The organism is Synechococcus sp. A15-62 (genome assembly GCF_014280075.1).
Taxonomy (GTDB): Bacteria; Cyanobacteriota; Cyanobacteriia; order PCC-6307; family Cyanobiaceae; genus Parasynechococcus.
The window spans coordinates 1,289,754-1,303,537 of record NZ_CP047950.1; the positions used below are offsets into that span (position 1 = coordinate 1,289,754).

The following is a 13,784-nucleotide window of genomic DNA, read 5'->3' on the forward strand; positions in this document are numbered from 1 at the left end:
TTTTGATTTGCAGCAGCAAAAGTTCTCGGGTACGTTCCGCTCACCAAGCCACAAGCCAATGGAACCGATCGCGTTGACTCTGGGCCAGAAATTTGAAGTCGAAAAATTCTCACGCGAGATCGACAACTCGGACGACCTTGCAGCCCTACGCAGCATTGCCAAAGAGCTTTTGGTGGCATGGAAACAACAGCAAGCCGCGTCAGCTTGGATCGTGCGCCAGCAGTCCCAGGGTCTCTGAAATCAGCTCCTTTCGCTCTCAGCACCAATGGAAGGCAACCAAATGATCACCACCATTACGTTGGAGAGAGATGTTCTGCGTCTTCTGCACCGTGTCGTGGCTGAAGCTCACGACAACTGGCCCGGCGGTGACGCCAACGAACAGGCCTGCCTGTTGAACATGAAGACCCAGCTCTATGCGGCCTTGATGGACCACCTGCTCGAATCGGGTTCCATCTGATCCTCATTCCGAAGCAAATCAGTAGTTTTCCCTTACCCAGTAGAAAAACTCATGTAGGGGCAGCAGCTGCAACAACAGACTTGATCAGGCCGTGGAGTTTGCCATGCAATCTGATCGCTCCCGCCTGCGCGAGCTGGAGATCCGTGTCGCCAACCCGCAGCACTGGAGTTCCGGCGAACACCAGATCAATGTTGAAAACCTGAGGCAGCTGCGCTTTCAGATCGAAGATCAACTCAAGAAACTGCGCCAGCACAACCAGCCATCCGCTTGATCGGGCAGCTGGGCCTGCTCAGCTCGCCTGGGGGTCGGCCTGCGTTCGGCTGCGGATGAAATCCCAGGCCTCTTGCGCTGAGTCTGAGAAATGAATCAGATCGAGGTCGTCATCTGAAATCAAGCCCATCTCGGCGAGGTAGTCGAAATCCACCAGCCTTCGCCAGAACTCTGTTCCAAACAGAACAATGGGCATGTTGCCTTTGGTGCCCACTTGCCGCAGGGTGAGCAGCTCAAACAGTTCATCAAGCGTGCCAAAACCACCTGGGAAGAGGATGGCGCCAATCGAGCGCATCACAAAATGGAATTTGCGCAGTGAGAAGTAGTTGAACTTGAAGCAGAGATCGGGGGTGATGTAGGGATTGGGATGTTGTTCAAACGGGAGCGTGATATTCAGCCCAATCGAGCGGCAGCCGGCCTCAAAGGCGCCCCGGTTGGCGGCTTCCATAATTCCCGGCCCTCCACCGGTCACGATCACATGGGATGAGCATCCATGGATTTCCCCCTTATTGGCCTGCCCGTGCCGGGATGCCAATGAGGCGAATTCCCGAGCTGCATCGTAAAAACGAGACAACTCCACGAGCTGTTGCGCATGGACGACGTGCCGCTTCAACACCGGTGAGCCTGGAGTTTCACTGAGCCGTTGCTCAGCTTGCGCCAGCTTCGCTGCTGCGGTGTCGTTGTCGACAATCCTGGCGCCACCAAAAACAATGATCGTCGATTCAATCCCGGCTGTTTCCAGATGCAGATCCGGCTTGGTGATTTCAAGCAGCATGCGCACACCACGCATGTCGTTGCTGTTCAGAAGGTCTTGATCTTCGTGGGCAATTCTGTAAGTGGGGGAATGCAGAATTGCATCCAGGTTGGCTTGCTCAGGCGATGCAGTATTTGGGAATTGGGTCATGTGTTCAACAGTCATTGGTGTAAGCGATGTCGGCGATATCGGCGTTGTCGTCTTGCATCAGAGGATGTTGGCCGCCAGTTCAGCCAGTTCACTGCGCTCTCCTTTGGTGAGGGTCATGTGGCCTACCAGGGGCTGACCTTTGAGCTTTTCCACCAGCCAGGTGAGCCCGTTGCTTTCGGCATCCACATAGGGATTGTCGATTTGATATGGGTCACCGGTGAAGACAACCTTGGTTCCTTCACCCACCCGCGTCACGATCGTCTTCACTTCCAGGGGTGTGAGGTTTTGCGCCTCATCCACCACCAGGAACTGATGGGGAATTGATCGGCCGCGGATGGTGTTGATCGCTTCAACCTCAAGCAAGCCCATGCCTTGCAGGTCGGCCCAGGCATTGCGTGGTTCGCGGTGCCGCTGTTTTTTCGTCTGCTCAGCCTCCTCGCCGGGAGACGAACCGGTGATGAAATCGATGTTGTCGATGATCGGCTTCATCCAGGGGCCGAGTTTCTCCTCAAGCGTGCCGGGCAGGTAGCCAATGTCTTTGCCGAGGGAGATCGGCGGGCGCGTCACCAACAGGCGAGCGTAGTGATGGGTGTCAGCCACCTGGTGCAAACCCGCGGCGATGGCCAGCAACGTTTTGCCTGTGCCGGCCTTGCCCACCAAAGTCACCAGAGCGACGGATGGATCGAGCAGCAGATCCAGCGCGAAGCTTTGCTCGCGGTTTCGCGCTTTGATGCGGCCCAAATGGGCGCGATTCAGCCAGTGCAGCGGCTTGATGATGTTGCTGTTGCCTTGATGCCGGCCCAGCAGGGTGTGGCTGTCGTTGTGCTGATCCACCAGCACCACAGCTTCATTGGCCTGAAGATGCTGCCCCTCGCGATCGGCGACAGCTTCCAAAGGGAGTTGATCCTCGTCATGCAGGGTCTGAATCGTCTCCGCATCGGTGCTGAGTTCACGGAAGCCTGCGTAGAGATCGTCGATCGAGACGTTGTCGTTGACGTAGTCCTCGGCTTGCAGGCCCACCGCATCAGCCTTGATTCGCAGGTTGATGTCTTTGCTGATCAACACAACCTCGGGCGCCTGTTTCAGCCCGCTGCATCGCATCTGCTCCAAGGCCACGGCGAGGATGTTGTTGTCACCACCGCCCCCCTGCAACTCTGCCGGTAAGTCTTGAAGGGCTTGGGCCTGACAGAAAATCACCTGCAGCATGCCGTGGTTCGTTCCCTCAATCGGGACGCCATCGGCAAGGCTTCCGCGGGCTCGATAGGAATCCAGGAGCCTTGAAATCCGCCGGGCATTTCGGCCTTTTTCAGAGTGATCTTTCTTGAAGCGATCGATTTCTTCAACCACTTGCATGGGGATCACAACCCTTAGATCACCAAAGCGATGCGGAGCCTCAGGATCGTGGAGCAGCACATTCGTGTCGAGAACGACAATTTTGTCTTTCATTGAATCTCACCATTGATGGATCAATTGGTGCTAAAAAGTCCATCAAGACCGTGATCTATAGAATCACCACAGCAGATCCCTTCTCCCTGCAGGTAAGACGCAGGGAGAAAAAAATTGCAACAACAAAACCAGGCAGGTCAGCCAAGTTTTGTGGTTTGAATCATAGAGAATCGATTGCGTTGCCTTGATGACGTGAACTGAGACGTGCTGGGCTCAGTCGTCGTAGATCTTGCATCCAGGCGCAGTGGGGGACTTGTCGCAACGTTCCTCCCAGTACAAATCGTGCTGAGATTTCATCGCTTGCTTGGCTTCATCCGCCTGGTCTGGCTGAGTCTTATCAAAGGCGTTGAGCGGGATGCATAGATCGAAAAAACCTGAACAGATCGTGACCATCTCTCTCCTTGTCGCTGACTTATCTCTACTCCTCTCCCCTCCAGAATCAATAGGTACTTAACCCATTCCTTTACACAAAGAAAAACCGCTCTTCCCAGAGGAAGAACGGTTGATGGATCACGCAGATGAATGGACTCACCCGCGCCCTGATCACTTGATCAAATTAATCAAGCAGCCTGCTGGTTGCCTGCATCTTCTTCTTCGGAACGGATGAACCGCTTGCGTTGAGCCGATTCGTTGCCAGACAAATCATTGGCCTTTGAAGGCTCAACGGGTTTGCGTTCGGGTTTGTCCAAGCCCATCAAAAGGGGATGGATACCTCTCCTGCTCATTGAAGTCTCCTCTTATTCAAATCTCGCGTCGTGGTCTGTAGGCCCTTTCGCGTAAAACAACTATCGCGCAGATCAGTTGCAGACGCGTCCCAGAATGCTTAAGAGAATCTTGCGAGTCACCCAACACCGCCGGCTTGGAAAGGATTGGGGCTGCAGAGTGAGGGCACGAATCGAACGCAATGCACTGCGGGGTGCTCTATTGATTTGCATTCGAACCAGCCTCACCGCGGCATGCCTTGCCATCGCCACAGCCATTCCGGCAAGCGCTGAGATCGTTGCCTCAACCTGTCGACTGCTCAGCTACGACGGCCCCACCACCACCGTGGAGACCTTCCGCTGCGACTTCATGCAACGCGGCGGCAACGTGATGGTGAACAGTGCTGAGCATGAGTTCAGCTTTCTGGCTGCAGAGCAGGGCGAGACCTACATCCGCATCAACTCGATCCCGCTGCGCTTCACCCGCACAGGGGAGTACACCCTGGAGGTGACGCAATCGCCTTGGTTGAGATGACCGTTGCGATGACCACCCCAAATAGGGGTATCGAGAAGCGAATGCACAGGAGTTGATTGATCCCACCGGCGGCAGTTCATGCGATCTGTCGGCGGTCGTCGAGTGAATGCCCTGAGGTCCTCCATGCTCTTGGGGTTTTCCTCCTCGAATCCGAGAGAGTTTTGAAACTGATTCTTTCGGGTGAATAAGGGAAGCCCTGGAGCCGTCACTCCGGGGTTTTCTTGTTTGCAGCTGCTTGCAGTGTGAAAACGTGGCAGGGGGGAAGGCACAAAGCAAGGAAGCCACCCTTCCCGATTGCCTGCCGCCATGAAGGCAGGATCATGCGTGGACGAAAGCGTGACCAACCAATGAGTATCGAGTGGTTACTCAGTTCAGGATTTCTTTCGTGAATCTTCAGGGAGCATTGCCTCAGCAGGCATCTCAGTACCCATAGCTTCCAAGCAGTATCACGCTCCGCTATGTGCCCACTTGATCTTGCCAGTCTCAAGTGGGGCGATGACGGCGAGTTGTCTCCCAACGACACCCTCAACCTGGTGGAGCGATTGGCCAAAGCGGAAGAGATGAGCCAAGGGTCCGACCAATCGGGTCTCAACTCCAGTTCAATTCCCCAGGAAAAACCATCACAAGAGCCCTGATCTGAACGGATGGATCAAACCAACCTCAACTAAACGGCTCAGCCAACCAGCCGGTCATCGGAATTCAAAAGCGCCTTTCCTTTCGCAACTCTCACCACTTCGCCTGAGAGCCCAGGGCTTTGGTAGATGACGCGATACACGTTTGTGAAAGCAAGCGACTTAGCGCGTGCATTCACGAACGCCTTGAACTCAGTTTTGAAGCACTGTTCTTGAACCCATTGGTCGGGCCCATCGCTTCGCTCAACGCAGTACATCGTTTGGAGCACAGAGGACACGCAGCTTGATGAGGCTGCGGCCGCTGGCCCTCGATCGACAGGCCAGCTTCGGGATCACGTCTTCAGTTGATGACGCGAAGCCTGGCGCCAACACTCTCAAAAGTTGTTATTTCGCCTTGAACGTCGATCAGATTTGGATTCACAAGTTGGGTGCACAGGTTGGATGCACACGACGGAATCACATCGCGTCGAGCGATGAGGGATGCGATTCCGCCACCGGTGTGCCCTCGAACGCACAGCACGGCACTTCGGTTGTATCTCCGCTCAACGGATCGAAATCGAGTCACCTACTACCGATGCCCGTTCTTCGTTGAGCCTTCAGGCAGCGATCGTCAACGCCAAAAACGATTCCAATCTTGAGACCAATTCGTGTAAAGTTTCAATAAGCCGCCTCCAGGAAGATGCTCAAAGCCTTGTTCTCCCTGGTGTATGCAGCAGTGATGTGGGTCCAGGTGCCTCAGTGGCAGCCGGACTGGACGCAGTGTTCAGTTGATACGCCCGACGTGGATTGTCACTGGTATGTCACGGCACCAGACAACACCTTTGGTGAAGGCTTCAGCTGGGAGAACGCACCCTGGTTCAGCGCCGAAGGGCTTCGGGATGTGGGCGAGCTGAACAACACGATGACCACAATCCACAGCCAGGCCCTTCCAGGAACTTGACGCAGCCAGCAAAGCGTCAGCCCTAACCTTTCTTTTTGGAGAGACTTCAGTGAACGACTACTCAGCAGCCATCACCGGTCTCATCGTGGTCACCGTGGTGATCTCTGCTGCCGTCGTTTACGTGCTGGCTCAGCCGACCGACTTGCCCAGATACAAAGAAAACAAGGATCAATAGAGGCCACCCCGTGGGTGAACACTGACCGTTCCACCCACGTCGCCGCGCAGGTCTGAATCCAGCACTAGTGTCACCAGACCACTGAGAAACACCTGACGTGAAAGGTCCGAACCTCGCTTTTGTAGGCGGCTCCGTGATCGTCGCGATCATGGCAGTGGTTGTCTTTATTGGTGCCGCCAACGCTGGTGACTGCCCCCGCAGCAAGTCAGCCGAGGCCACCTCAGTTGAGGCCCACCACAACGCCGATGACAAGGCTGACGTTGAAGCCTGATCGACTCCAACACCTCAGCGAAGCGGATCAACCTCAACTGGGGCGAAGGTCTGGAGCGTGCTCAACGCCTCACCGATGGTCTGACCAACAAAGATCCCACCGGTGAGTACCGCAGCGAAACAAGCCAACCCGAGGATGAGTCCAGCTGCAATGCGAGTGGAGCTCGCGGTTTCCGCTTTGGGTTGCTCACTGCTGAAACCCATTTGAGTTGCTGCAACAAACCAGTTGTGGCTCAAACCGCTCCCGGTTTCAACTGGACACCAAATCACTGCAGTGCTTTGCCGTACGCCCTGTTCCCATGCCGTTCCCCACTGGGGTATCGAGAAATGGTTTCAGGCTTGAAACGATTTCTCTTGTTGATGCAGCCAAACTGCGAGTTCAACTCGATACATACAAACGGTATCTAGACGAACCCACATCAATAACCATCACGCATCTTGGGGGTTTTGATTTGTGCCCACTAGCGTCATGCGGCTTGAAAAGACTTGTGCCTCTCAGGACATATCCACTCTCAGGGCCCTTCCGTGTGACCAATCCCAAACCCAAACGGTGGAGAACCGCCATCAAAGCCCGAGAGAATCAGCTGCTAACGCTTGCCAAAGAAGCTTTGCAAGAGAAGAAGGAAAGAAGAGTGATTCATTTTCTGGACTACATCGATCAAGACGTGGCTGCATAGCCAGCTTTCCGAGTGCCGCAACCCTTGGCAGGAGGTTCTGTACCTGAGTCAGAGAGGAACAAAAAAAGCCCTGGAGATCTCACCTCCAGGGGCCAGTGTCCCTCGTTTGACGACCATTCCACTTTCCTCCTTACGACCCGCGGAAGGGAGTGGGAGAACCGTCAGAAAAAGTCGTGGACACCGGCCATTGTTCGGTCGGCCACAGGCACAAAAAAGGCGGCAGGGAATGCCGCCCATCAACAAGGGGACGAATGCGTCAAAGGTGCTGATGTTCCAGCAAAACTACCCTCTTCAATGAGTCTGCGGGGCCGTGAGCATCGTTTACAAACCGCCAAAAAAAGGGTGTGTTCTGAGGGTGTCGGCTCGAAGGGCAGCTCTGAGCTCGCCCCCGACAAGAACCGTTATGCCCTGACGCTCGCTCTACATGACGCCCTCAATGCATCGTGCACTTGCTTTGGGCTGCCACTCCTGGATCAGAATGGATTCAAGTGCCGATGTGGTTCGGTGACTGCCGTAGGTGGCCCAAACGATCACTAGGTAGGTGATGGGTTCCATTGCGGGTGGATGCAGCGATCCAAATCATGCCGCGACGGTCAGCACGACACTCAGCTCACAGTCCCCACGACACCTCACCTCGGTATGGCGATCCTGCATATCGGATCAATTCGGCCCACCACCTGCGACTGAGCTGATCAAGATGAAGTCGGTCTCAGGGGGGTGTGCCTTGTGCAGAACGAGCGCCCCTTTGTTTCCACCTCTCAGGCTTATCTCAGAAAGCTTTCAGCAGTTTTCAACCTTGGCTTCAGGCTCTGCTCAATAGTTTTCTCCTGAGCCTTTGGCTCTGAGAGAGAAGGGGGCAACAACCTCTATGAGCTGCGGGTTGTTGTCCTTTTCCTTGAGCAGATCGATCGGTCACTCCTTTGTTCCCACCTCGTTGGCCAATTCAGGTCCATCCACATAGCAAATCGTCTGGTTTGGCCACATCGCGTGGACGACTCGATAGGTACCCAAGGTTGAAATTGCCTTGCGTCGAGCACCAATCAATGCTTTGAACTCAGTTTTGAAGTTCAATTCCCTGACCCATTGACGGTCAGCCCCTCGGCGTTCGATGAAGTACATGCCAAGGATGAGTCTCAGAGTCAAATCGGAGGGTAGATAGGTGCAGCAGCTGTGCTTCTCTCTTTCATCGATTCAGAACATCTCTCTCTCAATAGGTGTCAGGTGATGCGTTCTGCTCTGTCAAAGCAGGGTTACGACAGAAAAGCTCCAGTTGATTTGCAGAGCCGGAGCAACGGAACCACCATCGCTTGGTCGACTTGCCGGTGGTTTCGTTCGCCAAGAAAACAGAGCCCCCCAGCTCTGATGAAGGGGCCCCATGTCTATCGACCTTCTCAGACTGGCAATTGACAGACGAGGGGACAAGGCCGGTCAGTGAGCCCTCACGCTGCCACAGCTGGACCACACGCTGACTCTTATGGACCCGTTAGACGATGTGGAGCATCAAATCAACTGGAGGGTGGAACGCCCAAGGTGATTGACGCTGGATCACAGCTGGTAGCTGCAGGTTGTTTGCCACTGATCACGACCGCCATAACCGTCGTTTTCCAAGTAAGTCAAACGAACATCGACACCGTTGATTTCGTTCGCAACGTACATGTGGTCTACAAAGACATAGCTCCCTGGATCCCAGAGAGAAGACTTGATTGCTCGCTCACAGTTTTGAACCAAGCCCTGACGCGAAGCTGCCTTCAACCTCTCGACAGGCTCCACATAAGACTTGAGCTCTTCGCATTTGAAATGCACATCTCCTGTGCCCGGTTCAGCCTTGTTGAGCTGGGCACGAGTCCAGTGGCACCTCTTGAAGTCAGAAATGATCCCTGCGCTCTTGAAATCCAAGTGAGTATTGCCCCGCTTGGCGGTTACTGCTGAAGAAGCAACATCATTTCCAGCCGACTCTGTTGGGAGGAATGCGTCTGCATGGCTGTAATAGCCCCGTGCACCAAGGCCACCCACAGTCACAAGCAGTGCCGAAGGAATCCAGTGTCGCCTTCTCATTGGCCTATTAAGGCCGGAGTCAGGGATCTCAGCAGTAGCGATTCAAACCCTCGGCACGATCAGGCTCAGTAGTGGTGTTTCGCAGCTGGTGCATCAGCTGACAGGCTGCGTGTGCAGTCACCAGCGTTAGCACCGCCAATGAAAACAGCGAGGTACATGACCACAACGATAACGCCTCCACCGATGTAAGCCGGACTCAGAAGTTTCATACTGAAGAAGCTAACGACGTTGTTAAGCCTCAGGCACGTCATTTGATACGAAGTCAGCGTTGAACCAGTTGATGACCGCGGTATCCACGTCCGCCATCCTCAAGTCGTTGCCGTCCTCAACGATCACGGTCATCCCCGCACGGGCGTGGAGGAAGATCGGATCCGTCTTGGACATGGCGACGCCGCTGGCATGGTCAACCGACAGCCCTCTTGAGCGTGTACAGGCGTACGAGGACGGGCTGGATTTTGCTTTCTACCGACGGCCGCCTTAGGCAGCCATGGAGTTGAAATCTTGCCGATTCTTCAAAACTTGAACATTGATGTGCATCAAAACATTGTCTGCTTCCTGAATAAATTTTTCCCGGCACCATTCGTCAGACACCCTTCCAGCTGCTTCCATCAGAGTGATGTATTGATCCTCAAGCGTCACAACCTTCAAGCGAATAATTGATCTTCGCAGGACTAACTCAGGCTGCAGTAGTTGCTGATACCTGAGACCCGATAGAAACAACAAATTCTCTTCATGTTTGGGGAGCCAAAAAAGCCCTCCGCCAAAGGCAGAGGGCTTGAAACAATCTCAAGGATGCAACCTTGTTTCCATCCCATGAGGTGTTGTCCTCACAAATGAATCGTGTCTGCAGGAGAGGAAATCGGGAAGCCCGTCATGGACAACCTGTGGATTGTCCCTCTGCCTGAACACCCATCGGAAGACGGTGAGTCAGAAGACGGTGGGGCGGTATCCCTACGCCCCAGACAATGTTCCAAGTTTCGAGGACAAACCGTGAGCGGTACCAAAAAAAAGCCCCGAGGTTTCGCGTGCATCTCGGCCGACCACCCTGTAGCAGGTGCACGTCCAAGCTTGGTTCGACAGGGCTACGACGGAAATGCCCCGGGACGGCCCGAACCACTCAGGGGCGGCGAAACCAACTTCGAGCGGTCATCTGACCGTTGGTTTCGCCTGAGATGGATCTGCAGAACCTCTTAGCTCCGGCCAACGGCCTCGGCAAGGGACTTCTCCATGCGGACATACAAGGGAAGGAGCTTCGAGGGGACCTGCTTGAGGAACTCCCGTTCGGCTTTAACCGTCGCCAACGCATGGATCACTTGTCCCTTCTGGTCTTCGTAGCTGAAGACCTCAAGCCCTACTGGTGAGACTTCAGCCCCAACCTTGCTCCCGTCCCTGAGCAGAAATCGCGCCACGTTCATCTGAAGCTGGAAGTGATTGTCTGATGGTTTTTCCCTTGCAGAGCGGCTGTCTGCATTCCGAGACTTGAGCTGCCTCGTTCAGCACCAGCAGGGGCTTCAGACCCTTGGAACGATGTGGGTCACAAAATCGGCGTTGACCCAGTTGATAACGCCGGTGTCGACATCGGCCACTTGGAACAACGTTGGAGTATTGGGGTTCCTGGCACCGCCATCGACCCACATCACATCGGCCATCCGCCAAGCCCCATCCGTGTCAGTGACGATCACGGTCATTCCCGACTTGACATGCAGAAAGACCGGATCCGACGTGGGCGCCGAAACGCCGCTCCCATGATCAACCGCCATTCCCGTTGCGCTAGTACACGAGTACTAGCACAAAACATCGGTCATTGCTGTCATCGCATCGGTGGTTTGCACCTCCGCAAGCCCGTTCTGAGCATGGGCCGGGTGTGAGGTACCCGGCGTTTATGTGCCTATTGCCCTGAGGGTGTTCAGAGGACTCCCAGAGGACCTTTCTTCTTCTTGCAGTAGCCAGCACCAATGTTCACCCAACCTGACAGGCAAGCTTTGCCATTGGTTGGGGCTACTTCGTAATAGATCGGAGAGACGCACGTCGTCCCAAGGGTATTCACGTAACCCAGAGGGCACTGATCATGACCTTCAGCCTTGGGGATCTCCTTCTGAGCCAAGGCAGGAACAGATGTGGAGGCAAGCAGTAGGCAGCTAGCGAGAAGAGCCTTCATCGCAATCAGGAGAAGAGAACATTGCCACCTGGGGTTAGCCGATGTTCAAAGGCTTGCCTACTGCTCTTGAATCACAGCAGCCACCAGCCCAACAGCAAGCCAAGAATCAGGCCCTTCAACCAGACCAAGGCAGCCATCTGGTACTCAGACAGCCCGAACTTCCCCTTGATCCAGAAGAAGACCTTTTGATCTGCGAACAAGAGAGCACGCACAGGCTTCCAAACAACAAGGCCATCACGTCGCCAGTTCATCAGCTCTCCTGAGCAGTGGAGTGCACCTGACAGGTTTAGGAAGAGAGGAATCAGATTTCAACAACATTGGTGCGACTCAGATCGCTTCAAAGGCCGATGGCGGCATTGCATCCGTTTTCGTTCAACGAAATGCAACTTCGCCTGTTAAGCCAACCAAGGTTTTGTAACGAGAAGAACCTTTTGTCTCGTTTTCCCTGGACGCGACTCAATTCACGACCTACCTGTTGGATTAGCAGGGTTTGGTCCATGAAAGCGACAAAACTCACCACCGCTCCAGAGGGCTTCGAGTACTACAGGATCTGCGACCGAGAAGGTGTCTGCCAAGTCGTCAGAGGCATGTGGGCAGCTCAGCACCTCACAGAGGACATCCGTGAGCTGAGCGCCACCAAGACAAAGTATTCAGAGGATTGGGTTTAGAGCACTGAACCACAACAATCCTTGGCGCAGGCAATCCCGCCGCCTGAGCGGGACCGGCTCACCATTGGGCATCTCCCGACAATTTTTAACGGATCAGCCGACTTGTATCAAAAAAATCAAAACCAGCTTTTTAGCATCAAGCTATACCTTCGCTATGTAAATACCTGAGGCTAAAGAATAGAAATAGCGATTAACTTCCTGGGCCACTCTTCTGCAGCTATGGCATTGGATCCCGCCGGGAAAGCACGTATCGTCACGTCAGAAGAGCTGTCGGCCTGGTTCAACGAGCGGGTAGATCAACTCACAAAGGACAAGCGCTGGCTGGACGCCAAAGCACTCGTCAGGGAGTTCTTTCTTCAAGGACCTTCATGACCCTGAGGCTCTCGGCTGAGAGACAGAGGCCACTTGAGGAAAACAAGGAACTTCGGTAGACCGCGCAAACCGTGAGCGCATGTTGACCCTGCAGGCCTAAGGGGGATCTGCACTGAGGAGTCGAGTGCCACAAGGGCTCTTCCCCGCACCATCCGTTTGGACAGTGTGGGCTAGCGGTTTATAGCTCAGTCGTGACTGCCTCGAGTGTTCCCCGCTCTCCAGACTCCAGCGATGCCTGATAAGGGTCGCACCACCACCATTCAGATGAGGTGCTTAGCCCTGGCTCTGTGGTGTATCCCCGTAGATGATTTGAGCCACAACCAGAACAAGGCCAGTGATTGGCAGCACCAAATGATCCATGACAAGTGGCCCACCAGAAGGTCGAGGAGTGAAACAACGCTGGTCTGACTCCCTGCATCGCCAGAAGGAAGTCAGTGCAGTGACCAGCGCCCAATGGTCAACGGAACAACCACTGGAAAGAAGGAGCCTTCGTATGCGCCTTCGTGTTCCACCATGGCTTCGCTGAAAGAGGCCAGCGGGCACCAATGACGCGATGAGGCGGCACAAATGATTGACCCCAATGTTGCGGCACTGAATCAAACAGTCAGAGCACAGTCATCTCGGTCTCCCCGTTACTCAGTGGCCTGCATCAACCGCACAGCGCCATAGACGAGAACCAACACACCAACAATGGCCAGGCAGGCTGCAGCAGTCAGGAACAGTGTGTTGAGCATCAAACCCTCCCTGCATCTGACCTTGGTCTAAAGCTGAGGCGCATCAATATGGAGAGGGTCAACCGACCTGTTTCGTTCGCTTTCCCGCCGGGATGAAGAGGACGAATGTTGCCTTCGGTCAAGCCCACATCGCCACAGGCAAGGCATCAACGGAGTGATGCCACATCACAATCAGGCTGACCGGCCGAGGGGCATGGCTTCAGATCCACCAAGGGCTCTGCCTTTAGTCGCCAAGTCGTACATCTCTTGGTGAATATTGTCTGATTCGTTGCTGAACCAATTGACCAACTCTGGCTGCTCAATTTTTTTGACGCCAAGATCAACGAACGAATACTCCAGGGTGATGAAGTCACCACCAACTGTGCGGCAACCAAGCTCAAGAAGCATCTGACCGCTTGCAGAGGGAAGTTCAACCTGTGCTTGCGTTGCCTTGAGGCTGAGCTCCACCAACTTGCTCGCGACAGTGCCGTCTCCGGAGGCATCCCTGATTCTGATCATCAACACTGATCCCTTGCTTTGCCTCAGCAAGAGCTGAGTTTGCTTGCTCAGAAGCCATTGACATGCAATGGCATTGGAGTGAACCGAGGTCTTAAAAAATGAGAGATCTTCCTTCAGATCCGGGGTGTTTTTGTGCTGCTTGAGTAAACCGAGTTTCGAGAGCAGCCACTTCATCACATCTTTTTCAAACGAGACCGTAGATAGCCCATTTTTGGGCTGGCGCGAGAGATTCTTTTTAACGCTTAACCTGAGTATCTGTTGTTACCAAGAAGCTTGAGCGAATGACATTGTC

General features: G+C 54.3%; 22 protein-coding genes. 9 read left to right on the top strand and 13 right to left on the bottom strand.

Features of this window, described 5'->3' with window-relative positions; translation table 11 throughout:
- Positions 1-58: 58 nt before the first annotated feature.
- The 3 genes from SynA1562_RS07405 (at position 59) to SynA1562_RS07415 (ending at position 728) form a co-directional block, all read left to right on the top strand.
- Complete coding sequence (locus tag SynA1562_RS07405) at positions 59-238, top strand: hypothetical protein (protein WP_025362229.1); 180 nt, start codon at positions 59-61, stop codon at positions 236-238.
- A gap of 42 nt (positions 239-280) precedes the next feature.
- Complete coding sequence (locus SynA1562_RS07410) at positions 281-457, top strand: hypothetical protein (RefSeq protein WP_006851728.1); 177 nt, start codon at positions 281-283, stop codon at positions 455-457.
- A 103-nt stretch (positions 458-560) separates the two neighbouring features.
- Positions 561-728 (top strand): hypothetical protein, encoded by a 168-nt coding sequence (locus SynA1562_RS07415; protein ID WP_170951026.1) that lies wholly within the window; start codon positions 561-563, stop codon positions 726-728.
- An 18-nt stretch (positions 729-746) separates the two neighbouring features.
- Here the strand turns inward: SynA1562_RS07415 and SynA1562_RS07420 are convergent, their stop codons facing one another.
- The 4 genes from SynA1562_RS07420 to SynA1562_RS13015 form a co-directional block, all read right to left on the bottom strand.
- Positions 747-1,631, bottom strand: coding sequence for an LOG family protein (locus tag SynA1562_RS07420; RefSeq protein ID WP_255445586.1), 885 nt, complete (start codon positions 1,629-1,631; stop codon positions 747-749).
- A gap of 57 nt (positions 1,632-1,688) precedes the next feature.
- Positions 1,689-3,077: a PhoH family protein gene (locus tag SynA1562_RS07425; protein WP_186493347.1), complete on the bottom strand. Its 1,389-nt coding sequence runs from the start codon at positions 3,075-3,077 to the stop codon at positions 1,689-1,691.
- 213 nt (positions 3,078-3,290) lie between these two features.
- On the bottom strand, positions 3,291-3,470 hold the full coding sequence (locus tag SynA1562_RS07430) for a hypothetical protein (RefSeq protein ID WP_186493348.1): 180 nt from the start codon (positions 3,468-3,470) through the stop codon (positions 3,291-3,293).
- A gap of 167 nt (positions 3,471-3,637) precedes the next feature.
- Positions 3,638-3,766 carry a hypothetical protein gene (locus tag SynA1562_RS13015; protein WP_255445587.1) on the bottom strand — a complete coding sequence of 43 codons (129 nt, stop codon included), beginning with the start codon at positions 3,764-3,766 and terminating at the stop codon, positions 3,638-3,640.
- 193 nt (positions 3,767-3,959) lie between these two features.
- On the opposite strand from SynA1562_RS13015, the gene SynA1562_RS07435 reads away from it, so the two are divergent.
- From SynA1562_RS07435 to SynA1562_RS07450, 5 genes are all read left to right on the top strand, one after another.
- The gene (locus tag SynA1562_RS07435) at positions 3,960-4,313 is read left to right on the top strand and encodes a hypothetical protein (protein WP_255445588.1); all 354 of its coding nucleotides are present in this window, start codon (positions 3,960-3,962) and stop codon (positions 4,311-4,313) included.
- 458 nt (positions 4,314-4,771) lie between these two features.
- Complete coding sequence (locus SynA1562_RS07440) at positions 4,772-4,948, top strand: hypothetical protein (protein WP_186493349.1); 177 nt, start codon at positions 4,772-4,774, stop codon at positions 4,946-4,948.
- A gap of 676 nt (positions 4,949-5,624) precedes the next feature.
- Entirely contained in the window at positions 5,625-5,885 is a 261-nt protein-coding gene (locus SynA1562_RS07445; protein ID WP_186493350.1) for a hypothetical protein, read from the top strand.
- 49 nt (positions 5,886-5,934) lie between these two features.
- Positions 5,935-6,060, top strand: coding sequence for a hypothetical protein (locus tag SynA1562_RS13020; RefSeq protein ID WP_255445589.1), 126 nt, complete (start codon positions 5,935-5,937; stop codon positions 6,058-6,060).
- A 97-nt stretch (positions 6,061-6,157) separates the two neighbouring features.
- Positions 6,158-6,331: a hypothetical protein gene (locus SynA1562_RS07450; RefSeq protein ID WP_186495450.1), complete on the top strand. Its 174-nt coding sequence runs from the start codon at positions 6,158-6,160 to the stop codon at positions 6,329-6,331.
- 14 nt (positions 6,332-6,345) lie between these two features.
- On the opposite strand, the gene SynA1562_RS07455 is transcribed toward SynA1562_RS07450, so the two are convergent.
- The 8 genes from SynA1562_RS07455 to SynA1562_RS07485 all read right to left on the bottom strand — a co-directional run bounded on the left by SynA1562_RS07455 (position 6,346) and on the right by SynA1562_RS07485 (position 11,471).
- Positions 6,346-6,534: a hypothetical protein gene (locus SynA1562_RS07455; RefSeq protein WP_186493351.1), complete on the bottom strand. Its 189-nt coding sequence runs from the start codon at positions 6,532-6,534 to the stop codon at positions 6,346-6,348.
- A gap of 2,018 nt (positions 6,535-8,552) precedes the next feature.
- Complete coding sequence (locus SynA1562_RS07460) at positions 8,553-9,020, bottom strand: hypothetical protein (RefSeq protein ID WP_255445590.1); 468 nt, start codon at positions 9,018-9,020, stop codon at positions 8,553-8,555.
- Between the two features lie 273 nt (positions 9,021-9,293).
- A complete protein-coding gene (locus tag SynA1562_RS07465) occupies positions 9,294-9,446 on the bottom strand; it encodes a hypothetical protein (RefSeq protein WP_370593170.1) in 153 nt (50 codons plus the stop codon).
- 93 nt (positions 9,447-9,539) lie between these two features.
- Positions 9,540-9,701 (bottom strand): hypothetical protein, encoded by a 162-nt coding sequence (locus SynA1562_RS07470; RefSeq protein ID WP_186493353.1) that lies wholly within the window; start codon positions 9,699-9,701, stop codon positions 9,540-9,542.
- Between the two features lie 551 nt (positions 9,702-10,252).
- Positions 10,253-10,477 carry a hypothetical protein gene (locus tag SynA1562_RS07475; RefSeq protein ID WP_186493354.1) on the bottom strand — a complete coding sequence of 75 codons (225 nt, stop codon included), beginning with the start codon at positions 10,475-10,477 and terminating at the stop codon, positions 10,253-10,255.
- A gap of 96 nt (positions 10,478-10,573) precedes the next feature.
- Positions 10,574-10,822, bottom strand: coding sequence for a DUF3104 domain-containing protein (locus tag SynA1562_RS07480; protein ID WP_186493355.1), 249 nt, complete (start codon positions 10,820-10,822; stop codon positions 10,574-10,576).
- Between the two features lie 146 nt (positions 10,823-10,968).
- Positions 10,969-11,220, bottom strand: a complete 252-nt coding sequence (locus tag SynA1562_RS13025) for a hypothetical protein (RefSeq protein WP_255445591.1) — start codon at positions 11,218-11,220, stop codon at positions 10,969-10,971.
- A gap of 71 nt (positions 11,221-11,291) precedes the next feature.
- Positions 11,292-11,471, bottom strand: a complete 180-nt coding sequence (locus SynA1562_RS07485; RefSeq protein WP_186493356.1) for a hypothetical protein — start codon at positions 11,469-11,471, stop codon at positions 11,292-11,294.
- A 636-nt stretch (positions 11,472-12,107) separates the two neighbouring features.
- Between SynA1562_RS07485 and SynA1562_RS07490 the strand changes: the two genes are divergently transcribed.
- Positions 12,108-12,260: a hypothetical protein gene (locus SynA1562_RS07490; protein WP_186493357.1), complete on the top strand. Its 153-nt coding sequence runs from the start codon at positions 12,108-12,110 to the stop codon at positions 12,258-12,260.
- A gap of 905 nt (positions 12,261-13,165) precedes the next feature.
- Here SynA1562_RS07490 and SynA1562_RS07495 read toward each other — a convergent pair.
- Positions 13,166-13,666, bottom strand: coding sequence for a hypothetical protein (locus SynA1562_RS07495; RefSeq protein WP_186493358.1), 501 nt, complete (start codon positions 13,664-13,666; stop codon positions 13,166-13,168).
- Between the last annotated feature and the right edge of the window lie 118 nt (positions 13,667-13,784).